This is a genomic window from Curtobacterium sp. PhB136 (genome assembly GCF_004346855.1).
Lineage (GTDB): Bacteria > Actinomycetota > Actinomycetes > Actinomycetales > Microbacteriaceae > Curtobacterium.
The window spans coordinates 252,676-272,698 of record NZ_SMGH01000006.1 but is presented as its reverse complement, the minus strand read 5'-3'; the positions used below and the strand labels follow the sequence as shown (position 1 = coordinate 272,698).

Genomic DNA, 20,023 nt, shown 5'->3' with positions numbered 1-20,023 from the left:
GGCAGGACGCGGGGCGAGCCTCCAGGCCGGCCGGTGCAGCCGTCGAGACGGCGTCCGAAACCATGTCATGACATTAAGCCAAGGAAGGTGTACAGTCGTGATCGTCCGCCGATGAAGCCGCACGGAAGGTCCCTCACGTCGCATGACGAACGAAGCTCCCCACGCCTACGACGTGATCACGATGGGTCGCGTGAGCGTCGACATCTACCCCCAGCAGACGGGCCCGCTCGAGGACGTCGCGACGTTCTCGAAGTCCGTCGGGGGCAGCGCCACGAACGTCGCCATCGCCGCAGCCCGGCACGGCGCCGACGCCGCCGTCATCACCCGCACGGGCAACGACCCGTTCGGTCGGTACATCGCCCGCACGCTCCCGGAGTTCGGCGTCGCCAACGCGTTCATCGACACCGTCGAGGGGCTGAACACCCCCGTCGCCTTCTGCGAGATCTTCCCGCCGGACGACTTCCCGCTCTACTTCTACCGGGCCCCGAAGGCGCCGGACCTGATGATCACCGCGAAGTCCCTCCCGCTGCACGAGATCGAGCGCGCGAAGGTGTTCTGGACCACGGTGACCGGCCTCAGCGAGGAGCCGAGCCGCAGCGCGCACCACGTCGCGTTCCAGGCGCGGACCGAGGCGAAGGCACCCACAGCCCTCCACACCGTCCTCGACCTGGACTACCGCTCGATGTTCTGGTCCTCGCCGGCAGCCGCGACGCGTGAGGTGGCGGTCGCCCTCGACCACGCCACCGTCGCCGTGGGCAACCGCGAGGAGTGCGAGGTCGCCGTCGGGGAGACCGACCCGGTCCGCGCGGCCGACGCCCTGCTCGAGCGCGGCGTCGAGATCGCCATCGTCAAGCAGGGGCCGAAGGGCGTCCTCGCGAAGACCCGGGACGAGTTCGTCGAGCTCCGCCCGCACCACATCGACGTCGTCAACGGGCTCGGCTCGGGCGACGGCTTCGGCGGGGCGCTCACCCACGGCCTGCTGCAGGGCTGGGGCCTCGAGCGGATCCTCGCCTTCGCGAACGCGGCCGGTGCCATCGTCGCCACGCGGTTCGAGTGCTCGACGGCGATGCCGACGAGCGACGAGATCGAGACGTTCCTGCAGGAGAACCCGACGGAAGAGGCCATCCATGCCTGAGATCAGCCACGCTGACTTCGCCCGGCTGCGCGACGTCCGCGCCGCCCACCCGGAGCGGGTGCAGGCCGCGCTCGACGGTCGTCGCAAGCGCGACCTGCTCGCCGACGACGGCAAGCTCTTCATCGTCGCCGCCGACCACCCGGCACGCGGTGCCCTGGCCGTGCGGGACGACGAGTCCGCGATGGCGGACCGGTACGACCTGCTCGAACGGCTCGTGGTCGCCGTCAGCCGCCCCGGCGTGGACGGGGTGCTCGGCACGCCGGACATCCTCGAGGACCTGGCGCTCCTCGGTGCCCTCGACGACAAGGTCGTCGTCGGCTCGATGAACCGCGGCGGGCTCCGCGGGGCGTCGTTCGAGATGGACGACCGCTACACCGCGTACTCGGCGCGCTCGATCAAGGACGCCGGCCTCGACTTCGCCAAGCTGCTCGTGCGGATCAACCTCGCCGACGCCGGCACGGCACCGACGCTCGAGGCGACGGCGCGGGCGGTCACCGAGGCGGCGGCGAACGGCCTGCCGATCATGCTCGAGCCCTTCATGTCCACCTGGCGGGACGGCAAGGTCGTGAACGACCTGACCGCCGACGCCGTGATCACCTCGATGGCCATCGCCGCGGGCCTCGGCGAGACCAGCGCCTACAGCTGGCTGAAGATCCCCGTCGTCGACGACATGGAGCGGGTGATGGCGGCGACGACGCTGCCGACGCTCCTGCTCGGCGGCGACCCGTCGAGCAAGCCGCTCGAGACGTACGCGAAGTGGGCGGACGCGCTGGCCCTGCCCGGCGTCCGCGGCCTCGTCGTCGGCCGCACCCTGCTGTACCCGCCGGACGGCGACGTCGCCGCCGCGGTGGACGTCGCCGCGGGCCTCGTCCACACCGGCACGAGCACCCACCACGAAGACGTGACCACCACCACTCTCGAAGGAACCAACGCATGACCATCTCGGACACCGTCACCACGACGATCGGCCACTGGATCGACGGCAAGCGCGTCGAGTCCACCTCGGGCAACACCGCCCCGGTCTACGACCCGGCGATCGGCGTCGCCACGAAGCAGGTCGCCCTCGCGAACGAGGACGAGATCCAGGCGGCGATCGCCAGCGCGAAGGCGGCGTTCCCGGCGTGGGGCAACCTCTCGCTCGCCAAGCGCCAGCAGATCCTCTTCGCCTTCCGCGAGATCCTGAACCGCGACAAGGCCGAGCTCGCCGAGATCATCACCAGCGAGCACGGCAAGGTCATCGACGACGCGCTCGGCGAGATCGCCCGCGGGCAGGAAGTGGTCGAGCTCGCGACGAGCATCCCGCAGCTGCTCAAGGGCGAGTTCAGCGACCAGGTCTCGACCGGCATCGACGTGTACTCGATCCGTCAGCCGCTCGGCGTCGTCGGCATCATCAGCCCGTTCAACTTCCCGGCGATGGTCCCGCTGTGGTTCCTGCCGATCGCGATCGCGGCGGGCAACACCGTGGTGCTGAAGCCGAGCGAGAAGGACCCGAGCGCCGCCATCTGGCTCGCCGAGAAGTTCAAGGAAGCCGGGCTCCCGGACGGCGTCTTCAACGTGCTGAACGGCGACAAGGCCTCCGTCGACGGGCTCCTCACGAGCCCGGACGTCGAGTCGATCTCGTTCGTCGGCTCGACCCCGATCGCGCAGTACGTCTACGAGACCGGAACCAAGCACGGCAAGCGCGTGCAGGCCCTCGGCGGCGCGAAGAACCACATGCTCGTGCTGCCGGACGCCGACCTCGACCTCGTCGCGGACAACGCGATCAACGCGGGCTTCGGCTCCGCCGGTGAGCGCTGCATGGCGATCTCCGTCGTGGTCGCCGTCGAGCCCGTCGCCGACGAGCTCATCGAGAAGATCACGGAGCGCGCGGCCACGCTGCGCATCGGCGACGGTCGTCGCGGGTGCGACATGGGCCCGCTCGTCACGAAGCAGCACCGCGACAAGGTCGCCTCCTACATCGAGGTCGCCGAGCAGGACGGCGCGGTGGTCGTCGTCGACGGCCGCGACGTGCAGCCCGACGGTGACGCGAACGGCTTCTGGCTCGGCCCGACGCTGATCGACCAGGTGCCGACCACCAGCCGCGTCTACACCGAGGAGATCTTCGGACCGGTGCTGTCGATCGTCCGGGTGGCCACCTACGAAGAGGGCCTCGAGCTCATCAACAGTGGCGCGTTCGGCAACGGCACCGCGATCTTCACCAACGACGGTGGCGCCGCCCGCCGCTTCCAGCGCGACGTGCAGGTCGGCATGATCGGCATCAACGTGCCGATCCCGGTCCCGGTCGCGTACTACTCGTTCGGCGGCTGGAAGAACTCGCTGTTCGGCGACCACAAGGCGTACGGCGCCGACGGCGTGAGCTTCTTCACCCGCCAGAAGGCGATCACGAGCCGCTGGCTGGACCCGTCGCACGGGGGCATCAACCTCGGCTTCCCGTCGAACAACTGACCCGGACGAAGGCGATGACGCAGGAACAGCAGCAGCAGGACTCCTGGTTCGTCCCGCGGGGCACCCGCCCCGACGCGGGCTGGACCGACGTGGTCGACGGTCGCATCGAGGGGTGGGCGCACACCGGTCTCCGGACCGGGACGCTGACCGACGGAAGCTCGCTCGAGCTGAACGCCGACGCCGTGGAACGCATCGTCGTGCCGCTGGCCGGCAGCTTCACGGTCACGTACGGCGGCGGCGAGCAGACCCACGGCGGCGGCGTGCAAGCGCTCGAAGGACGCGCCAGCGTCTTCGACGGTCCGACCGACGTCCTCTACCTGGGATCCGGGACGGAGGCACGGATCACCGGAGCAGGTCGCGTGGCGGTCGCGGAAGCGCCCACCGACACGGTCAAGCCCACCACGTACCTGCCCCGGCAGGACGTGCCCGTGGAGCTCCGCGGCGCCGGCCAGTCGAGCCGCCAGGTGCACAACTTCGGCACCCCGGCAGCACTCGACGCGGTCAAGTTCATCGTGTGCGAGGTGATCACGCCGGCCGGCAACTGGTCGTCGTACCCGCCCCACAAGCACGACACGAACGTGCCGGGGGAGGAGTCGAACCTCGAGGAGATCTACTACTACGAGTCCGCGGTGACCCGCGGTGCGGAAGGCGTGGCACCGGAGACCGCCGACCCGTTCGCCCTGCACCGGACCTACGCCTCGGACGACCGCGCGATCGACGAGTTCCGCGAGGTCCGCACCGGCGACATCGCCCTGGTGCCGTACGGCTGGCACGGTCCGGCCGTCGCGGCCCCTGGCTACGACATGTACTACCTCAACGTGATGGCCGGGCCGGATCCGGAGCGCGTCTGGAACATCACCGACGACCCCGCCCACGGCTGGGTCCGCCAGGTGTGGGCGAGCGAGACGCTCGACCCGCGCCTGCCCTACGGCAAGGAGGAAGTCCGATGACGACCACGCGTCGGATGACGGTCGGCCAGGCACTCGTCGAGTTCCTCGCCAACCAGTGGACCGTCGACGGCGACGTCCGCGAACGGACGATCCCGGGGATCTTCGGGATCTTCGGGCACGGCAACGTCGCGGGTCTCGGACAGGCGATCAAGCAGCTCCACGTCGAGCAGCCCGGTCTCCTGCCGTACCACCAGGCCCGCAACGAGCAGGCGATGGTGCACGAGGCCGTCGGCTTCGCACGCATGCACCGCCGCCGTGCGACCTTCGCCTCGACGGCGTCGGTCGGGCCCGGCGCCGCGAACATGCTCACGGCGGCCGCCCTCGCGACCACGAACCGCCTGCCGGCGCTGCTGCTGCCGTCCGACACCTTCGCGACGCGCACCACCGACCCGGTGCTGCAGCAGATCGAGATGCCGCACGACACCTCGATCCAGGTCACGGACGCGTTCCGCCCGCTGTCCCGCTACTTCGACCGTGTCGAGCGTCCGGAGCAGCTGTTCTCGATCGCGCTCGCCGCGATGCGCGTGCTCACCGACCCGGCGGAGACCGGTGCGGTGACGATCGCGTTGCCGGAGGACGTGCAGGCCGAGGAGTTCGACGTCCCCGTCGCCTTCCTGCAGCCGCGCGAGTGGCACATCCGTCGCCCGCTGCCGGAGCACGGACCCCTGGCCCGTGCGGTCGCGGCGATCCGGGACGCGAAGCGTCCGGTGATCGTCGCCGGCGGCGGGGTCCTCTACGCGGACGCCGCTCCCGAGCTCGCCGCGTTCGTCGAGGCGACCGGCATCCCGGTCGGCACCTCGCAGGCGGGTGGCGGCTCGCTCACGTGGGACCACCCGCAGTACCTCGGTGGCATCGGTGCGACCGGCACGGCCGCCGCGAACGCGATCGCCGCCTCCGCCGACGTGGTGATCGGGATCGGCACCCGGTACAGCGACTTCACGACGGCGTCGCGGACCGCGTTCCAGGACCCGGACGTCACGTTCGTCAACGTGAACGTGGCCGCGTTCGACGCGTACAAGCACGGCACGCAGCTCCCGCTGGTCGCCGACGCCCGGGAGGCCCTGGTCGCGTTGACCGCGTCGCTTGCGGACCCGGCGTTCACCGTGGACGCGGAGTACGCCGCGGAGATCGCCTCGCGGAAGCAGGACTGGGACGCCCTGGTGGACGCCGCGTTCGCGCCGTCCGGCAACGCGCTGCCCGGCCAGCCGGAGATCATCGGCGCGGTGCAGGAGGTCTCCGACCCGCGTGACGTCGTGATCCAGGCCGCCGGCTCGCTGCCCGGCGACCTGCACAAGCTGTGGCGCGTGCGGGACGAGCTCGGCTACCACGTCGAGTACGCGTTCTCGTGCATGGGCTACGAGATCGCCGGTGGCATCGGCGTCCGTCGTGGCGCCCCCGACCGGGACGCGATCGTGATGGTCGGCGACGGCTCCTACCTGATGCTGCACACCGAGCTCGTCACGGCCGTGGCCGAGGGCATCAAGATCATCGTCGTGCTCATCCAGAACCACGGCTACGCGTCGATCGGGCACCTGTCCGAGACCGTCGGGTCCGAGCGCTTCGGCACGAAGTACCGCTACCTCGACGAGACCGAGTCCTTCGAGAACGGCGAACCGCTGCCCGTCGACCTGGCGGCGAACGCGCGTTCCTACGGCGTCGACGTGATCGAGGTCCAGCCCGGGCCCGACGCCATCGAGGACCTCAAGGCCGCGGTGCGCCAGGCGAAGGCGAACGACCACACCACGCTCGTGCACGTCAACTCGGACCCGCTCGTGTACGCCCCCGACGGCGCCGGTTGGTGGGACGTCCCGGTCGCGCAGACCTCGACGCTGCCGAGTACCCGGGCCGCCCGCACCGCCTACGAGCAGCAGGTCGCGAACCAGCGGCCCCTGCTCGGCTGACCCCTCCGACACAGAAAGCGACAGCGACGTCATGACCGACACCGCCACCCCCATCGGCAATCCCTCGACGGACGCAGCGCCGGCCTCCATCCGGATCGGCACCGCGCCGGACTCGTGGGGCGTCTGGTTCCCCGACGACCCGAAGCAGGTCCCGTGGCAGCGCTTCCTCGACGAGGCGGCCGCGGCGGGCTACCAGTGGATCGAGCTCGGCCCGTACGGGTACCTGCCGACCGACCCCGCCCAGCTCTCCGACGAGCTCGAGTCCCGCGGGCTCGAGCTCTCGGCAGGCACGGTCTTCACCGGGTTCCACAAGGGCGAGGACCAGTTCCAGCGCGCGTGGGACCAGGCCGTGGCGGTCGCCGGCCTCGCGTCGAAGCTCGGCGCGGAACACCTCGTGACGATCCCGGACCTCTGGCGCTCCGATGCGACGGAGGAAGTGCTCGAGTCGCGCACGCTGACCGACGAGCAGTGGGAGCGCCTCGGCAAGGGACACGACCAGCTCGGCAAGGCGCTGCTCGAGGAGTACGGCGTCCACCAGCAGTTCCACACGCACGCGGACAGCCACGTCGGGACGTACAAGGAGACGGTGCGCTTCCTCGAGGTCACGAACCCCGAGTACACGAACCTCTGCCTCGACACCGGGCACTTCGCCTACTACGGGGGCGACAACCTGAAGCTGATCGCGGAGCACCCCGAGCGCATCGGCTACCTGCACCTCAAGCAGGTGGACACCGACCTGCTCTTCGACGTGCTGAAGAACGACGTGCCGTTCGCCACCGCCGTGTCCCAGGGCATCATGACCGAGCCCCCGCACGGCGTCCCCGCGCTCGCGCCGATCATCGAGGCGGTCGCGGCGATCAACCCGGACGTCTTCGGCATCGTCGAGCAGGACATGTACGGCTGCTCGGTCGACGCCCCCGGCCCGATCGCCGACCGCACCTTCCAGCACATCCTCGGTTCGACGTCCGCAGCCCGCGCGTCCTGAGCCGTCCACCAGCAGCACTCCACCACCGCAGGAGCACACCATGAGCACCACTGACAACCTCCGCGTCGCCGTCGTCGGCGCGGGCGCGATGGGCAGCGACCACATCCGTCGCATCACCTCGACCATCGCGGGCGCCGACGTCGTCGCGATCGTCGACCCGGACACGGCGCGCGCCACGGCCGCCGCCGCGAAGGCCCCCGGCGCGATCGCCGCCGCCTCCTTCGAGGAAGCGCTCGACGCCACCGGGATCGACGCCGTCATCGTCGCGACGCCGGGCTTCCTGCACGAGCCGGTCCTCGTGCCGGCGCTCGAGCGCGGCCTCGCCGTGCTCTGCGAGAAGCCCCTCACGACGAGCGCCGAGGACTCCCTCCGGATCGTGGAGCTCGAGCAGGCCACGGCGGACCGCCCGAAGATCCAGGTCGGCTTCATGCGCCGCTTCGACAAGGGCTACCAGGAGCTCAAGGCGCTCCGCGAGTCCGGCTCGAACGGCGCCCTCCTCGCGCTGCACCACGCGCACCGGAACCCGACCACGCCGCCGAACTTCAGCGAGTCGATGCTCATCCACGACTCGGTGATCCACGAGATCGACATCATCCCGTTCATCACCGGCGAGGCGATCACGAGCGTGGAGGTCAAGAAGCCGCGGAAGAACTCCCTGGCCCCGGCCGACCTGCCCGAGCCGCAGTTCGTCCTGTTCACCACCGAGTCCGGCACCATGGCGATCGTCGAGATCAACGTGAACGCCCAGTTCGGCTACCAGGTGACGACCGACGCGGTCTTCGAGTCCGGCGTGGCGTACATCGGGCGGGAGACCTCGCTGAACCTCGTGTCGCAGGGGGTCTCCGGCCAGGGCGTGACCCCGTCGTTCGTCGAGCGGTTCGGTGCGGCCTACGACGAAGAGGTCCAGCGCTGGGTGGACGCCGCGAAGCAGGGCGGCATCGACGGCCCGAGCGCCTGGGACGGCTACACGGCCTCCGTCGTGGCCGAGGTCGCGGTCCGTGCGCAGCAGTCCGGCGCACTCGAGTCCGTCACCTACGCCACCGCGAAGCCGGCGTTCTACGACGCCGGTGCGAACGCACTCGCGGGGGCCTGATGCCGAAGATCGCCCTCGACCCGACCCCGTTCCACCACGACCTGTCGCTGCTGGAGTTCCCGCAGAAGGTCGCGGACCTCGGCTACGAGTACCTCCAGCTGACCCCGCACAAGGACTTCATCCCGTTCTTCCGCCACCCGAAGGCCGACGACGACCTCGTCGACGCCTTCGCGGCGGCGTGCACGGACGCCGGGGTCCAGGTGGCGAGCGTCCTGCCGGTGCTCCGCTGGTCGGGCCCCGACCGCGAGACCCGTGAGACCGCGGTCAAGCAGTGGAAGCGCGTCATCGAGATCACGAAGCGCCTCGGTGTGGACACGATCAACACCGAGTTCTCCGGCCGTCCCGAGCGTGCCGAGGAGTCCGAGGCGCAGTTCTACTGGGCCATGGAGGAGCTCCTGCCGATCATCGAGGACGCGGACCTCCGCGTGCTGATCGACCCGCACCCGGACGACTTCGTCGAGGACGGCCTCGAAGCGCTCCGCGTCATCCGCGGGCTGAACTCGAAGCACGTCGGCTTCGTCTACGTCGCGTGCCACACCTTCCACTACGGCGGGGACATGGACGCGATCATCGACGCCGCCGGCGACTCGCTCCAGCTGGTCCACGTCGCCGACGCCTTCGACCACAACCGGTCGCACGGCCTCCGGTACATCACCAACCCGCCGGGCAACGCCGTGCGTGTCCACCAGCACCTCCCGGTGGGCCAGGGCGACGTCGACTTCGACCGGTTCTGGGCCGCGCTCGACCGCGTGGGGTTCACCGCGCGTGAGGACACGGTCGCCGTGTCGAGCGTCTTCGCCGAGGACGAGAACGCCGACGAGGTCTCGCGCTTCCAACTCGACACGATCACGAAGGGACTGCACCGATGACGAACACCCTCGACACACCGGTCACCACCGAGACCGACGCCCGCCCGGTCACCCGCCAGGCGGCGGAGCAGACCCCGACCGCGCTGTGGAACGACTCCGCCGACCCGCGCGAGCTCGCCACCGCGATCACCGAGTACGGTGCCGTCGGCGCCACCTGCAACCCGGTCATCGCCTACACCTGCATCAAGCAGGACCCGGAGACCTGGGTGCCGCGGATCCGGCAGATCGCAGCCGAGCACCCGACCGCGGGGGAGTCCTGGATCGGCTGGAAGGCCGTCGAGGAGCTCTCGATCGCCGCGGCCGCACAGTTGCTGCCCGCGTTCGAGGCGTCGGGTGGGCGGAACGGCCGGCTCTCGATGCAGACCGACCCGCGCTTCCACCGCGACCAGGACGCACTGGTCGAGCAGGCGGTGCGGTTCTCCGGGCTCGCGCCGAACATCATCGTGAAGATCCCCGCGACGAAGACCGGCATCGCCGCGATCGAGGAAGCGGCCTACCGCGGTGTCTCGATCAACGCGACGGTGTCGTTCTCGGTCGCCCAGGTCGTCGCCGTCGGAGAGGCGATCGAGCGCGCGCTCGACCGTCGCGCCGCCGACGGCCTGCCGGAGCAGGAGTTCGGCCACGTGGTGACGCTGATGGCGGGTCGCCTCGACGACTGGCTGAAGACGGTCGTCAAGCGCGACCACGTCATGATCGACCCCGGGTACCTCGAGTGGGCCGGCGTCGCGGCGGTGAAGAACGCGTACCGGGTCTTCCGGGAGCGCGGCTTCCGATCCCGTGTGCTCGTCGCCGCGTTCCGCAACGCCCTGCAGTGGTCCGAGTTCCAGGGCGGCGACCTCGTGGTCTCCCCGCCCTTCCAGTGGTCGAAGGACATCAACGCCAACGCGTTCCCGTTCCGGCCGGACGCGATCGACGACGAGGTCCCGGCGCACGTGCTCGACGCGCTGCGGAAGGCGACGCCGGAGTTCGCCCGCGGCTACGACGTCGACGGCATGACCATCGACGAGTTCGAGCGGTTCGGCGCGACCGTGACGACGCTCCGCCAGTTCCTGGACGCCGATGCGCAGCTCGACGCGCTGGTGCGCGACATCATCGTGCCGGCCGTCTAGGCAGCGCGCGTCCGACGCGACACCCCACCGGCCTGGAGGCTCGGTGCCAGCTGGCACCGAGCCTCCAGGCCGTCGTGGTGTCGCCGGCCGATTCATGTTAGTTTGTCAGGACAAAGTCCCGAACTGCAGGAGGCGCCATGCCGCTCGTCCGTATCGACCTCGCCACCGGGCGCAGCCCGGAAGCCGTCCGCGCCATCGCGGACGCGATCCACACCGCCATCGTCGACGTCTACGGGATCCCGCTGCGCGACCGGTTCCAGATCATCACCGAGCACCCGGCGCAGCAGATCATCGCCGAGGACGCGGGGCTCGGCTTCGAGCGCACCGACGGCGTCGTGATGATCCAGGTGTTCACGCAGCGCGGCCGGACCGACGAGGCGAAGACCACGCTCTACGCGGCGATCCACGACGCGCTCGCCGGGATCGGCGTCGCATCGGAGGACGTCTTCATCGGCTACGTCGAGAACGGCCCGCAGGACTGGTCGTTCGGTTTCGGGCGTGCACAGTACGTCACCGGCGAGCTCGGGGTGCCCGCACTGGCGTGAGGCGCAGCGGACGACGGCCTACTTGTCGACGAGCGTGACCTCGAACGAGTAGCGGTCCGGGCGGTAGCAGTGCACGCCGTACTCGACCGCTCGGCCCGAGGCGTCGTACGCGGTGCGGCTCATCGTCAGGACGGGGTCGCCGTCCTCGATCTCGAGGAGACCGGCCTCCTCGTCGGTGACCGCCCGCGCGCCGATCCGCTGCTTCGCGACGCGCATCGTGACGCCGCGGGCACGCAGCAGCTGGTAGAGCCCGTGCGCCTGCAGGTCGGTCTCCGTGATGTCGAGGAACTCCGGCGGCAGGTAGTTCTCGAGGATGGCCATCGGCACGTCCTCGGCGAACCGGACCCGGCGGATGTGCGCGACGATCGTCCCCGGCTCGACACTGAGCGCCTCGGCCACGACGTCCGGCGCCGGCACGTCGTTCCGTTCCAGGAGCGTCGTCGCCGGCTTCTGCGCACCCTGCGCCAGGTCGTCGTAGAGGCTCGTGAGCTCGACCTTGCGCGTCACCGGGCCGTGCACGACCTGCGTGCCGATGCCGCGGCGGCGGACGAGCAGGCCCTTGTCGACCAGGTCCTGGATCGCGCGTCGGATCGTCGGGCGGGACAGGCCGAGCCGTTCACCGAGGGCGATCTCGTTCTCGAGGCGGGCGCCGGGAGGCATCGCGCCGGAGCGGATCGACTCCTCGATGCGCGAGGCGACCTGGAAGTAGAGGGGCATCGGGCCCGACCGGTCCAGGTCCATGAACAGGTCGGACGGCAGCTGGCCTTCGTTGGTCATCTGGGTCCTTCAGGAGGTGCGGGTGCACGGCATCGGTGCCGCGTGGGATTGTCGTGACAATACCATCGGCGTCCGTTCCGTCAGCGCTCCACCGCCGCCTTGAGCTTCGCGAGCCCCTTCTCGAAGTCGCCGCCGAGGAACTTGTCCATGTTGACGAAGACGCCCATCACGCGGGACATCAGGTTCTGCGGGCTCGTCATCGACCAGACGAGGCGTGTGGCCGCATCCGCGTGGTCAGCATCGCTCACGTCCGTCAACCGGAACGCGACCGCGCTGGACGACTTGAACGGTGCGGTGAACTGCAGGTCGACGTCGACCTCTGCCGGGGCGACCTTCGTGATCGCCATCGAACCGGCACCGGCCTTGCGGTTGCCCTTCCACGCGTACGTGGACCCGACCGTGCCCGGGGTGCCGCCGTACTCGCGCTGCAGGGCCGGGTCCTGCCCCTCCCACGGCGACCACTCCACCCAGCGGTGCAGGTCCGCGAGGTACGGGACGATCTCGGACGGGCGCGCGGCGATGACCGTCTCGCGCTGGATCGTGCTGGGGGTCGCCATGCGGTGAGCGTAGCGCTGTGGCGGCCCGGCCGGGAGGTCCGTCGGTTCGGTCCGGCCTGGTCAGTCCGCGAAGATCATCGGGCGGTTCGAGAGCCGGGGCTGGTTCGCCGCCTTCGGCTTCTCGGCACGGATCCGCACCGGGTTGATCGTCACCCGTGTTGCTGCGCCGAGTGCTTCGACCGTGTCCGCAGCGTGCCGTCCGGCAGCGTGGATCACGATCGCCGCGCACGCTTCGGCGTCGGCCGCGGCGTCGTGGTGCTGGAAGCCCTCGAAGCCGGCGGCCATCGCCGCGACCGGCAGCCGGTACGAGTCGAGCGTGTACGTCCGCCGCGCGACCTGCAGCGAGCACATCGAGTGGTGCTCGGAGAGCTCGATGCCGGTCGCCGAGCAGCCGCCTGCGATCACACCCATGTCGAACCGGGCGTTGTGCGCCACCAGGACGTCCCCCTCGGCGAACGCGACGAGGTCGGGGTACTGCTGCTCCCACGTCTTCGCGCGGACCACGTCCTCGGCGACGATGCCGTGGATGCGGGTGTTCCACTCGAGGAAGGCGTCGTGCCCGAACGGCGGTCGGATGAACCACGACGCCCGTTCGACGACCTTGCCGGCCCGGACCTTGACGAGTCCGACCGAGCACGCACTGGCGGGCGAGCTGTTCGCGGTCTCGAAGTCGATCGCGGTGAAGTTCAACGGCACGGAACCGATCGTCGCACGGGGCGCCGACATCGTCGGAACGCGGGACGGCGTTGCGCCGGCGCGAGCTCCTCGACGGCGCGGTTCAGCGGCGTCGGGACCGCCGGGAGCCGCGACGGCGTCGTGCGGTGATGCGCCACGTCGCAGTCCGGCGTGCCCGCTGCTCCGCCCAGTACGGGTCGAGGAGGGTCCCGACGAGCTCGAACGCGACCGCTGCGACGTCGAGACGCCAGCGGAGCGGGACGCTCTGGACGTGTGCGGTGAACGCCGTGGCGAGGTCGGTGGTGGTCGGCGGGAACGCGAAGTCGACCGGGAGCGTCACGAGTCGGTGCCGGTCCTCGTCGTCGTGGTCGATCGACGCGTCCTCCGGGTCGTACTCGACGAGGACGTCGGCTTCGAGCTGCGCGAGGACGTCGTGCAAGTCCTCGAGTTCTCGCGGGGGCAACGCCCCGAGCGCGTCGATCGTCTCGGGGGTGAAGTACCGCCGCTGTCCTCGGGCATCGTGCCCCATCGAGTGCACGCCGAGCCGATCGCGTTCGAACCACATGCAGCCAGGCTGCCACGTACGGTTGGGACATGGGGAACGAGACCATGCGACGCCCACTCGTGCTGCTGCTCCAGGGCGCCGGGTACGGACAGCAGGCGCCGCTGTTGTGGTGGTCCCGGCAGATCGCGGTCGACGCCGGCTGCGAGGTCATCGCGCCGACCTGGACCGTGGACGAGACTGCGGCGAGTGCACCCGTCGCGTTCGTCGAGGCGGCCGTCCGGTCGGCGATCGGCGAACGCGTGCCCGACCTCGTCATCGCCAAGTCGTTCGGGTGCTTCGCGCTGCCCTGGGCCGTGCGGCGCGAGGTGCGCGGTGTGTGGCTGACGCCGGTGCTCACGAACGACGACGTGGTCGCCGCGCTGGCGACCGCACCGGACACGCACGTCGCGATCGGGGGGTCGGACGACGGCATGTGGCGGCCGGAACGCGTCTCGCGGACGGCTGCGAGCCTCCAGACCGTCGCCGGCGCCGACCACTCGCTCGAGGTGACCGGTGGGTGGCGCGCATCGCAGCGGGCCCAGGCCGAGGTCTTCGCGACGGTCGCGGCAGCCGTCCAGGCCCTCCACCGTTAGGCTCTACTCCCGTGGCTCTCACCATCGGAATCGTCGGTCTCCCGAACGTCGGCAAGTCGACCCTGTTCAACGCCCTCACCAAGAACCAGGTCCTGGCGGCGAACTACCCGTTCGCCACCATCGAGCCGAACATCGGTGTCGTCAACCTGCCCGACTCGCGGCTCGACCAGCTCGCGACGCTGTTCAACTCGGAGAAGACCGTGCCGGCGCCGGTGTCGTTCGTCGACATCGCGGGCATCGTCAAGGGTGCGAGCGAGGGCGAGGGGCTCGGCAACAAGTTCCTCGCCAACATCCGCGAAGCCGACGCCATCGCGCAGGTCGTCCGCGGGTTCGCCGACGACGACGTCGTGCACGTGGCGAACAAGGTCTCGCCATCCGACGACCTCGAGGTCATCAACACCGAGCTGATCCTCGCCGACATCGAGACCATCGACAAGGCGCTCCCGCGCTACGAGAAGACCGTGAAGCTGAAGCAGGCCGAGCCGATCGTGCTCGAGACCGCTCGCGAAGCGCGCGCCGCCCTGGAGCAGGGCACACTGCTCTCCGCGACCAAGATCGACCTGTCGCCGATCGCCGAGCTCGGCCTCCTCAGTGCGAAGCCGTTCATCTTCGTCTTCAACGTCGACGAGGCGATCCTCACCGACGAGGCACGCAAGGGCGAGCTGTCCGCACTCGTCGCCCCGGCGCAGGCGGTGTTCCTCGACGCGAAGATCGAGTCCGAGCTCATCGACCTCGACCCCGAGGACGCCGCAGAGCTGCTCGAGTCGACCGGCCAGACCGAGTCGGGGCTCGACCAGCTCGCACGCATCGGGTTCGACACCCTCGGACTGCAGACCTACCTCACCGCCGGGCCGAAGGAAGCGCGCGCGTGGACCATCGGCAAGGGCTGGAAGGCTCCCCAGGCGGCCGGCGTCATCCACACCGACTTCGAGAAGGGCTTCATCAAGGCGGAGGTCATCTCCTTCGCCGACCTGATGGAGGCCGGGTCGATCGCCGAGGCGCGTGCGCACGGCAAGGCCCGCATCGAGGGCAAGGACTACGTCATGCAGGACGGCGACGTGGTGGAGTTCCGCATCAACAACTGACGGGTCCGATTCTGCGCGGATCTAGAGCGTTTCGGCCACTCCGTGCCGCACCAGTGCCGCGTTCGTCTCGGAAACCTGGCGCATAAGGCCTGCGGTTGCGGCACGAGTCCGGTCCTCCGCGTCCGGCCATAGGTGCGCGTAGGTGTTCAGCGTGACCGTGGCGGAGTGGTGCCCCAATGCACGCTGGACGGTCACGACGTCGCAGCCGGCGGCGATCAGGCCAGACGCGAAGAAGTGGCGACAGTCGTGGAGCTTGAAGGGCTCAACGCCGGCTGCAGCGATGGTCTTCGCCCACCAGTAGTAGATGGTGTTCCCGTGCGGAGGGTTGCCGCCAGACCCGACGAACAGCCACCGCTCATCCCCTCGAACACCCACTTCTGAGATGTGCCACGACAGAGCCGCGGTGAGTTCGTCCGGCACGTACACGTCTCGTTCTGAGCCGTATTTTGGCGGCGAGATCCGAACCTCCTGTCCGCCAGCACGCTGCACCTGACGGCGGACCTGCAGTCTCCGCTCGAGGAACGCTATGTCTCCGGCCTGAACCGCAGAGGCCTCTCCGAGTCGGAGCCCAGCGAACGCGCAGAGGCGGATGTACGTCTTGAACCAGTCGTCCGCGGCGTCAATCACGGACGCCAGCTCGGCAGGTGTCGGGATCCGCATTGCCTGCGCAGCGCGTCGGCGTCGGGGGAGAACGACGCCCTCTGAGGGGTCGGCTCCGAGGTACTTGTCGCGCACCGCGGCCCGTAACGCGCTGCGAACGTTGTTCACTCGTGTGTGGATGGTTGACGCAGCCAGATCCGTGGTCATCACCTTCACCCACTGCTCGACGTGCGACCGGCGAAGCTTGTCGAGCCGTACGTTTCGGAACGAGCACTTGTCGACGGCTAGCGTCATCGCCGTCACGGTGGTCGGCTCCCACACCTGTCGCGGTGCCCACTGATCGAAGAAGTCCTGCAGAGTGGTGACACCGTGATTCGGGTCAACCCAGCTACCTGTCTTCCAAGCAATCCGCTGGTCATCGAGCCAGCGCTGTGCGTCGCCTTTCAGCCGGAACACTTTCGTCTTCTCGCGACGACGATCCTCGTCGTCCCTCCACTCAAAGCGCGCTCGGTAGCTGCCGTCCGTGCGCTTGTAGACGTCACTCATCTCAAGACATCCCCTCAAATCGTTCCATGACAGTGCTCCATGCCTCGAGCTGCGGCGCGGCGTCGTTCTCGTCCCCACTCGGGTTTAACAGACCAGCCGCCCTCGCTTTCGAGATCCAGTTATCAGCAGTCCGGGGCGTTAGTCGCACGTCTCGCTGGACGGCCTTCGCCGGCGGCTCAGACGCGAGCTGGGCGAAGACATAACTGAAGGCGACGTGAGCGATCGCCAGAGCGTTTGGACCGCCCTGCGCGAGGTAGTGGGCAAACTCGTCGCCGTAGATGGACTCGCCTCGGTCGAAGTCGAACAGCGATGCGAGCGGCTCCTGATCAACGTCATCGTCCAATGGCAGGTAGATACCGAGCCGGGCCGCCCCCTTCACATAGTCAGTCACGCGGACGGTCCGGAGCATCGTGCCGTTCACCTCGTCTGCGCGGATGCCCACGAACGTCGGTCGGTACTTACTCGTCGGCATGTCGAAGGTGATCTCGAACTCTGGTTCGTACTCGACGTTCAGTTCCCCCTCGACGCGCACGAACAACCGGGGCACAACCCGGAACCCGGGGAAGGGCTCGAGCGTGGCGTCAGCTACGGAGGGGTCGTGATCACTGACGCTCGTGATGAGGAAAGGCATGGTCTGATCTTGCCCCACTTTCGTACGTTTGACAAACCTCCGCATGCTGCGCATACTGATGGTGTCGCCTTGTCAGGGCGGCGCAAGCTCGAGTTGAAGGAGATGTCGATGAGCACTCTGCTCACCGTCCCAGAAGCGGCACCGCTGCTTCGGAAGACAGAAGGTGCAGCTCGGATGTGGCTGCGCTCGCGCGACTGCCCGATCAAGGTCGTCAGGATCGGCCGCCGCGTGTACGTCCGGCGCGAGGACGTGTCCGCTCTCATCGAGGGCAACTCGACGGCCTCGCTGCGGGAGGCCGGATGACCCGCGACCCGTCAGTAGCCTCGCCGGACCAAGGTCGCGGGGTTCTCCCACATCGGGATCCGACGTTCGACGCAGTTGTGCGCGCGATCGAAGGTGGGGGTCAGCCGGTCGACTGGAAGCTCACTGGCCCTTTGATGGTTCGTCGGCATGATCCGGACCCCGCGTCGCGCGGAGGCCTCGATCGCAGCCGGGAGTGGTTGCGGATGCCGTCTGTATCGGACAAGCCGCTCCAGCTGAACCTCGAACCTGATGTGGCAGCCGAGGTGCTGCGCTACCTCAACCGAATAGCAGAACGTCGCCCGTCTCGGTCCGGCAAGACCATGACGTACGGCATGAAGAAGGGCCCGGCGGCAACCGGGCCCCAGTCCAACCAGTAACCATCACGAAACCGAAGAAGGACAAGACAGTGTCTCAGACGAACATCAAGCCCGCAGTTTTCAGTGTCGCAGAGGCCACCGACATTCACTGGCACGACATCGACCAGGACGCCATCATCCTCGTCGACTGCCACGAGAACGGCTGCCTCCTCAACGGCACCCCGCACATGCTCACCTGGGGCGACCTGCTCCAGCACAAGGCGTTCACCGTCAGCGACCGCGACACTCTCGTCGAGGTCATCAAGTACGCCGCATCCGAAGAGATCCCAGAAGCCGAGTCTTGCTGGATCGTGGCCGGCTACCTCTGCGACGACGACACACCACTCACGCCCGCACGCGTCGCATCCTTCAACGCGAACTACAACAGCGCCGTAGCCCTCGCCAGCGAGCTCAACGAGGACGCCTGATGGACGACGTGATCAAGCTCGTAGAAGTCGAAACCACCCTGACCGGCCGAGCCGAGGTGATCATCGACGCGCAGCCAAGCCAGTTCAGCGACGGGTACTCGATCATCCTCACCCCGGCGGAAGCGCTGCGGCTAGCGCACGCCCTCATTGCTCGAGTGTCTGATGTCAGGACGCGCACTCTCGCTGTGCCTCTTCTCGCACCGACGCTGCAGGTGGCTGCCTGATGGGCGCGGGGAAGACGTTAGCCACAGGCTTCTCCGTTCTCGCGATCAACGGCATCGTCGGCGTGCGAGCGGAACGCCCGCTGACCGAGCTCGCTGGCGATGAGGCGCGGAGGCTCGCCATCTGCCTGCTTGAAGCAGCTCAGGAAGCGGAACGTCCGGAGCCGCCCGAATGGCCGTGAGTCGTCCGGATCGAGCAGCCCCTACCTCTTTTTTCGAGGTGGGGGCTTTCTCGTACCCGGACCACATCACCCTGTCGCCACATGCCGAGCGGTACCTACACCAACTCGCGATCGACCTGGCGGCCGGCGTCGTGGAGCTACGGCAGCTGTCACCCGCACTGACCCAGCTCTACGTCTTCGCGTACGAGCAAGGCAGAGCCGCACGGCAACTCGAGGTCGACCACGCCCAACACGAGGCGGACCGCCTCTACGTGGAGATGTGCCGACGTCAACCGTCCCGTGAGCACGAAACCATCGACGCCTTTCTCACGGCACAGAGACATCGCGGCGCTGAAGCCGCAGCCAAACGTGCGGCCGAGATCCGCGCCCAGATCCACTCCGGACAGGAGCCCCAATGACCCGACCCCCGACCACTTTCGACGCCCGCTGGCTGATGCAGCAGGAGTTCCCACCCACTCAGTACGTCGTGCCAGGCATCATCCCCGAAGGCATGACCTTGCTCGTCGCTGCCCCAAAAATCGGCAAGAGCTGGCTTGTGCTCGGCCTGGCGCTCTCGCTCCACGTTGGCGACAAAGCACTTGGCGGTGTACCTACGGGCGCGCCCCGACCGGTCTTGTACCTCGCACTCGAAGACGGCCCCCGCCGTCTGCAGCAGCGCATCCGCACGCTCAACCCGGAGGTGGTTACCCCCCGACTCGAGTTCGTCACAGCACTCGACGGCGGTCAGGTGATCCCTTCGATCAGAGAGTTCATCTCTCGGAACATCGACCAGAACCCCGTCGTCATCCTCGACACCCTCGGGAAGGTACTTCCGAGTACCGCAGCAACGAAGTCGCAGTACGCCGCGGACTACGAGTTCCTTGGCGCACTCAAGGCCACCACAGACGCGGAGCCGGGCTCGTCCCTCATCATCGTCCACCACACCCGGAAGAGCGGCGGAGATGACTTCCTGGACGCCGTGAGCGGCACCCAGGGCATCGCAGGAGCTGCCGACACCGTGCTCGTGCTGCGCCGTGAGCGACAGGAGCAGAGCGCGACGCTGCATGTCACCTCTCGCGATGCGAAGGAGGGCGAGTACGCACTGCTGCTGTCCGACTCTGGGGCCTGGGCACTCAACGGCGGAGGGTTGGAGGCTGCCCGCGCTGCCGCTGACGCGATCAAGGTGTCCGCGGGCGTGGGGGATCGGATGGCCGACATCATCGGCGTCGTCTACCAGGCCGATGCTCCCGTCTCGCGTCAAGAGATTCAGCACCTGCTGCCGACGATCCCGGTTGCTCAGCTCGACGTGTACCTCAAGCGCGCAGTGGACGCGAAGCGCATCTTGAAGCCATCACGGGGCCTCTATGGCCCTGTTAGTTCCGTTAGATCTGTTAGTTCCGAAGACGGTTCTATCACTCCTAACGCTTCTAACACCCCCTACGACAGCACCGAAGTCATCGCAGGTGCCGCATGAACCCGATGACCGTCGCCTGCCCCGACTGCTCTGCAGCTGC

At 68.7% G+C, this 20,023-nt stretch carries 25 protein-coding genes; 19 read left to right on the top strand and 6 right to left on the bottom strand.

Going from position 1 to position 20,023, the window contains the following annotated elements:
- Nucleotides 1-142 precede the first annotated feature (142 nt).
- The 10 genes from iolC to EDF27_RS10730 all read left to right on the top strand — a co-directional run bounded on the left by iolC (nucleotide 143) and on the right by EDF27_RS10730 (nucleotide 11,032).
- Nucleotides 143-1,135 carry a 5-dehydro-2-deoxygluconokinase gene (gene iolC, locus EDF27_RS10775; protein ID WP_123654179.1) on the top strand — a complete coding sequence of 331 codons (993 nt, stop codon included), beginning with the start codon at nucleotides 143-145 and terminating at the stop codon, nucleotides 1,133-1,135.
- Complete coding sequence (locus EDF27_RS10770; protein WP_165931447.1) at nucleotides 1,128-2,072, top strand: deoxyribose-phosphate aldolase; 945 nt, start codon at nucleotides 1,128-1,130, stop codon at nucleotides 2,070-2,072. The genes iolC and EDF27_RS10770 overlap by 8 nt, the downstream gene beginning before the upstream one ends.
- Nucleotides 2,069-3,580, top strand: coding sequence for a CoA-acylating methylmalonate-semialdehyde dehydrogenase (locus tag EDF27_RS10765; RefSeq protein ID WP_132048753.1), 1,512 nt, complete (start codon nucleotides 2,069-2,071; stop codon nucleotides 3,578-3,580). The genes EDF27_RS10770 and EDF27_RS10765 overlap by 4 nt, the downstream gene beginning before the upstream one ends.
- Nucleotides 3,581-3,594: 14 nt before the next feature.
- Nucleotides 3,595-4,530: a 5-deoxy-glucuronate isomerase gene (iolB, locus tag EDF27_RS10760; protein WP_123654177.1), complete on the top strand. Its 936-nt coding sequence runs from the start codon at nucleotides 3,595-3,597 to the stop codon at nucleotides 4,528-4,530.
- Complete coding sequence (gene iolD, locus EDF27_RS10755; RefSeq protein ID WP_132048751.1) at nucleotides 4,527-6,431, top strand: 3D-(3,5/4)-trihydroxycyclohexane-1,2-dione acylhydrolase (decyclizing); 1,905 nt, start codon at nucleotides 4,527-4,529, stop codon at nucleotides 6,429-6,431. The genes iolB and iolD overlap by 4 nt, the downstream gene beginning before the upstream one ends.
- Nucleotides 6,432-6,462: 31 nt before the next feature.
- On the top strand, nucleotides 6,463-7,416 hold the full coding sequence (locus EDF27_RS10750) for a sugar phosphate isomerase/epimerase (RefSeq protein ID WP_123703129.1): 954 nt from the start codon (nucleotides 6,463-6,465) through the stop codon (nucleotides 7,414-7,416).
- Between the two features lie 40 nt (nucleotides 7,417-7,456).
- Nucleotides 7,457-8,509: a Gfo/Idh/MocA family oxidoreductase gene (locus EDF27_RS10745; protein WP_132048749.1), complete on the top strand. Its 1,053-nt coding sequence runs from the start codon at nucleotides 7,457-7,459 to the stop codon at nucleotides 8,507-8,509.
- Entirely contained in the window at nucleotides 8,509-9,378 is an 870-nt protein-coding gene (locus EDF27_RS10740; RefSeq protein ID WP_123654173.1) for a sugar phosphate isomerase/epimerase family protein, read from the top strand. Before EDF27_RS10745 ends, EDF27_RS10740 begins: the two co-directional genes overlap by 1 nt.
- The gene (locus tag EDF27_RS10735) at nucleotides 9,375-10,487 is read left to right on the top strand and encodes a transaldolase family protein (protein WP_207909608.1); all 1,113 of its coding nucleotides are present in this window, start codon (nucleotides 9,375-9,377) and stop codon (nucleotides 10,485-10,487) included. Before EDF27_RS10740 ends, EDF27_RS10735 begins: the two co-directional genes overlap by 4 nt.
- Before the next feature lie 137 nt (nucleotides 10,488-10,624).
- Nucleotides 10,625-11,032, top strand: a complete 408-nt coding sequence (locus EDF27_RS10730; RefSeq protein WP_132048747.1) for a tautomerase family protein — start codon at nucleotides 10,625-10,627, stop codon at nucleotides 11,030-11,032.
- A gap of 18 nt (nucleotides 11,033-11,050) precedes the next feature.
- Here EDF27_RS10730 and EDF27_RS10725 read toward each other — a convergent pair whose 3' ends face one another.
- The 4 genes from EDF27_RS10725 to EDF27_RS10710 all read right to left on the bottom strand — a co-directional run bounded on the left by EDF27_RS10725 (nucleotide 11,051) and on the right by EDF27_RS10710 (nucleotide 13,606).
- A complete protein-coding gene (locus tag EDF27_RS10725; protein ID WP_123703125.1) occupies nucleotides 11,051-11,809 on the bottom strand; it encodes a GntR family transcriptional regulator in 759 nt (252 codons plus the stop codon).
- Nucleotides 11,810-11,889: 80 nt separating this feature from the next.
- Entirely contained in the window at nucleotides 11,890-12,366 is a 477-nt protein-coding gene (locus EDF27_RS10720) for an SRPBCC family protein (protein ID WP_123703122.1), read from the bottom strand.
- A 60-nt stretch (nucleotides 12,367-12,426) separates the two neighbouring features.
- Entirely contained in the window at nucleotides 12,427-13,062 is a 636-nt protein-coding gene (locus tag EDF27_RS10715) for an exonuclease domain-containing protein (protein WP_243698304.1), read from the bottom strand.
- Nucleotides 13,063-13,144: 82 nt separating this feature from the next.
- Nucleotides 13,145-13,606 (bottom strand): hypothetical protein, encoded by a 462-nt coding sequence (locus EDF27_RS10710; protein WP_132048746.1) that lies wholly within the window; start codon nucleotides 13,604-13,606, stop codon nucleotides 13,145-13,147.
- Between the two features lie 29 nt (nucleotides 13,607-13,635).
- On the opposite strand from EDF27_RS10710, the gene EDF27_RS10705 reads away from it, so the two are divergent.
- Both EDF27_RS10705 and ychF read left to right on the top strand, forming a co-directional pair.
- Nucleotides 13,636-14,178, top strand: coding sequence for a hypothetical protein (locus EDF27_RS10705; RefSeq protein WP_132048744.1), 543 nt, complete (start codon nucleotides 13,636-13,638; stop codon nucleotides 14,176-14,178).
- A gap of 11 nt (nucleotides 14,179-14,189) precedes the next feature.
- Nucleotides 14,190-15,263: a redox-regulated ATPase YchF gene (gene ychF, locus EDF27_RS10700; protein WP_132048742.1), complete on the top strand. Its 1,074-nt coding sequence runs from the start codon at nucleotides 14,190-14,192 to the stop codon at nucleotides 15,261-15,263.
- Between the two features lie 21 nt (nucleotides 15,264-15,284).
- Here ychF and EDF27_RS10695 read toward each other — a convergent pair whose 3' ends face one another.
- Nucleotides 15,285-16,409: a site-specific integrase gene (locus EDF27_RS10695; protein WP_132048740.1), complete on the bottom strand. Its 1,125-nt coding sequence runs from the start codon at nucleotides 16,407-16,409 to the stop codon at nucleotides 15,285-15,287.
- A 1-nt stretch (nucleotide 16,410) separates the two neighbouring features.
- A complete protein-coding gene (locus EDF27_RS10690) occupies nucleotides 16,411-17,040 on the bottom strand; it encodes a hypothetical protein (RefSeq protein WP_132048738.1) in 630 nt (209 codons plus the stop codon).
- A 108-nt stretch (nucleotides 17,041-17,148) separates the two neighbouring features.
- On the opposite strand from EDF27_RS10690, the gene EDF27_RS19690 reads away from it, so the two are divergent.
- The 7 genes from EDF27_RS19690 to EDF27_RS10660 all read left to right on the top strand — a co-directional run bounded on the left by EDF27_RS19690 (nucleotide 17,149) and on the right by EDF27_RS10660 (nucleotide 19,983).
- Nucleotides 17,149-17,343 (top strand): helix-turn-helix domain-containing protein, encoded by a 195-nt coding sequence (locus tag EDF27_RS19690; RefSeq protein WP_165931446.1) that lies wholly within the window; start codon nucleotides 17,149-17,151, stop codon nucleotides 17,341-17,343.
- A gap of 203 nt (nucleotides 17,344-17,546) precedes the next feature.
- Complete coding sequence (locus EDF27_RS19685; protein WP_165931445.1) at nucleotides 17,547-17,720, top strand: hypothetical protein; 174 nt, start codon at nucleotides 17,547-17,549, stop codon at nucleotides 17,718-17,720.
- A 29-nt stretch (nucleotides 17,721-17,749) separates the two neighbouring features.
- Nucleotides 17,750-18,127: a hypothetical protein gene (locus EDF27_RS10680; protein ID WP_132048734.1), complete on the top strand. Its 378-nt coding sequence runs from the start codon at nucleotides 17,750-17,752 to the stop codon at nucleotides 18,125-18,127.
- On the top strand, nucleotides 18,127-18,351 hold the full coding sequence (locus EDF27_RS10675; protein WP_132048732.1) for a hypothetical protein: 225 nt from the start codon (nucleotides 18,127-18,129) through the stop codon (nucleotides 18,349-18,351). Before EDF27_RS10680 ends, EDF27_RS10675 begins: the two co-directional genes overlap by 1 nt.
- On the top strand, nucleotides 18,351-18,530 hold the full coding sequence (locus EDF27_RS10670) for a hypothetical protein (protein ID WP_132048730.1): 180 nt from the start codon (nucleotides 18,351-18,353) through the stop codon (nucleotides 18,528-18,530). The genes EDF27_RS10675 and EDF27_RS10670 overlap by 1 nt, the downstream gene beginning before the upstream one ends.
- Nucleotides 18,521-18,928: a hypothetical protein gene (locus EDF27_RS10665; protein ID WP_132048728.1), complete on the top strand. Its 408-nt coding sequence runs from the start codon at nucleotides 18,521-18,523 to the stop codon at nucleotides 18,926-18,928. The genes EDF27_RS10670 and EDF27_RS10665 overlap by 10 nt, the downstream gene beginning before the upstream one ends.
- Nucleotides 18,925-19,983 carry an AAA family ATPase gene (locus EDF27_RS10660; protein ID WP_132048726.1) on the top strand — a complete coding sequence of 353 codons (1,059 nt, stop codon included), beginning with the start codon at nucleotides 18,925-18,927 and terminating at the stop codon, nucleotides 19,981-19,983. Before EDF27_RS10665 ends, EDF27_RS10660 begins: the two co-directional genes overlap by 4 nt.
- Nucleotides 19,984-20,023 lie beyond the last annotated feature (40 nt).

What these genes read in the sequence shown, in the direction of transcription:
- iolC (WP_123654179.1), top strand. Translation starts at nt 143, where the DNA reads ATGACGAACGAAGCTCCCCACGCCTACGACGTGATCACGATGGGTCGC.
- EDF27_RS10770 (WP_165931447.1), top strand. Translation starts at nt 1,128, where the DNA reads ATGCCTGAGATCAGCCACGCTGACTTCGCCCGGCTGCGCGACGTCCGC.
- EDF27_RS10765 (WP_132048753.1), top strand. Translation starts at nt 2,069, where the DNA reads ATGACCATCTCGGACACCGTCACCACGACGATCGGCCACTGGATCGAC.
- iolB (WP_123654177.1), top strand. Translation starts at nt 3,595, where the DNA reads ATGACGCAGGAACAGCAGCAGCAGGACTCCTGGTTCGTCCCGCGGGGC.
- iolD (WP_132048751.1), top strand. Translation starts at nt 4,527, where the DNA reads ATGACGACCACGCGTCGGATGACGGTCGGCCAGGCACTCGTCGAGTTC.
- EDF27_RS10750 (WP_123703129.1), top strand. Translation starts at nt 6,463, where the DNA reads ATGACCGACACCGCCACCCCCATCGGCAATCCCTCGACGGACGCAGCG.
- EDF27_RS10745 (WP_132048749.1), top strand. Translation starts at nt 7,457, where the DNA reads ATGAGCACCACTGACAACCTCCGCGTCGCCGTCGTCGGCGCGGGCGCG.
- EDF27_RS10740 (WP_123654173.1), top strand. Translation starts at nt 8,509, where the DNA reads ATGCCGAAGATCGCCCTCGACCCGACCCCGTTCCACCACGACCTGTCG.
- EDF27_RS10735 (WP_207909608.1), top strand. Translation starts at nt 9,375, where the DNA reads ATGACGAACACCCTCGACACACCGGTCACCACCGAGACCGACGCCCGC.
- EDF27_RS10730 (WP_132048747.1), top strand. Translation starts at nt 10,625, where the DNA reads ATGCCGCTCGTCCGTATCGACCTCGCCACCGGGCGCAGCCCGGAAGCC.
- EDF27_RS10725 (WP_123703125.1), bottom strand. Translation starts at nt 11,809, where the DNA reads ATGACCAACGAAGGCCAGCTGCCGTCCGACCTGTTCATGGACCTGGAC.
- EDF27_RS10720 (WP_123703122.1), bottom strand. Translation starts at nt 12,366, where the DNA reads ATGGCGACCCCCAGCACGATCCAGCGCGAGACGGTCATCGCCGCGCGC.
- EDF27_RS10710 (WP_132048746.1), bottom strand. Translation starts at nt 13,606, where the DNA reads ATGTGGTTCGAACGCGATCGGCTCGGCGTGCACTCGATGGGGCACGAT.
- EDF27_RS10705 (WP_132048744.1), top strand. Translation starts at nt 13,636, where the DNA reads ATGGGGAACGAGACCATGCGACGCCCACTCGTGCTGCTGCTCCAGGGC.
- EDF27_RS10695 (WP_132048740.1), bottom strand. Translation starts at nt 16,409, where the DNA reads ATGAGTGACGTCTACAAGCGCACGGACGGCAGCTACCGAGCGCGCTTT.
- EDF27_RS10690 (WP_132048738.1), bottom strand. Translation starts at nt 17,040, where the DNA reads ATGCCTTTCCTCATCACGAGCGTCAGTGATCACGACCCCTCCGTAGCT.
- EDF27_RS19690 (WP_165931446.1), top strand. Translation starts at nt 17,149, where the DNA reads ATGAGCACTCTGCTCACCGTCCCAGAAGCGGCACCGCTGCTTCGGAAG.
- EDF27_RS19685 (WP_165931445.1), top strand. Translation starts at nt 17,547, where the DNA reads ATGCCGTCTGTATCGGACAAGCCGCTCCAGCTGAACCTCGAACCTGAT.
- EDF27_RS10675 (WP_132048732.1), top strand. Translation starts at nt 18,127, where the DNA reads ATGGACGACGTGATCAAGCTCGTAGAAGTCGAAACCACCCTGACCGGC.
- EDF27_RS10670 (WP_132048730.1), top strand. Translation starts at nt 18,351, where the DNA reads ATGGGCGCGGGGAAGACGTTAGCCACAGGCTTCTCCGTTCTCGCGATC.
- EDF27_RS10665 (WP_132048728.1), top strand. Translation starts at nt 18,521, where the DNA reads ATGGCCGTGAGTCGTCCGGATCGAGCAGCCCCTACCTCTTTTTTCGAG.
- EDF27_RS10660 (WP_132048726.1), top strand. Translation starts at nt 18,925, where the DNA reads ATGACCCGACCCCCGACCACTTTCGACGCCCGCTGGCTGATGCAGCAG.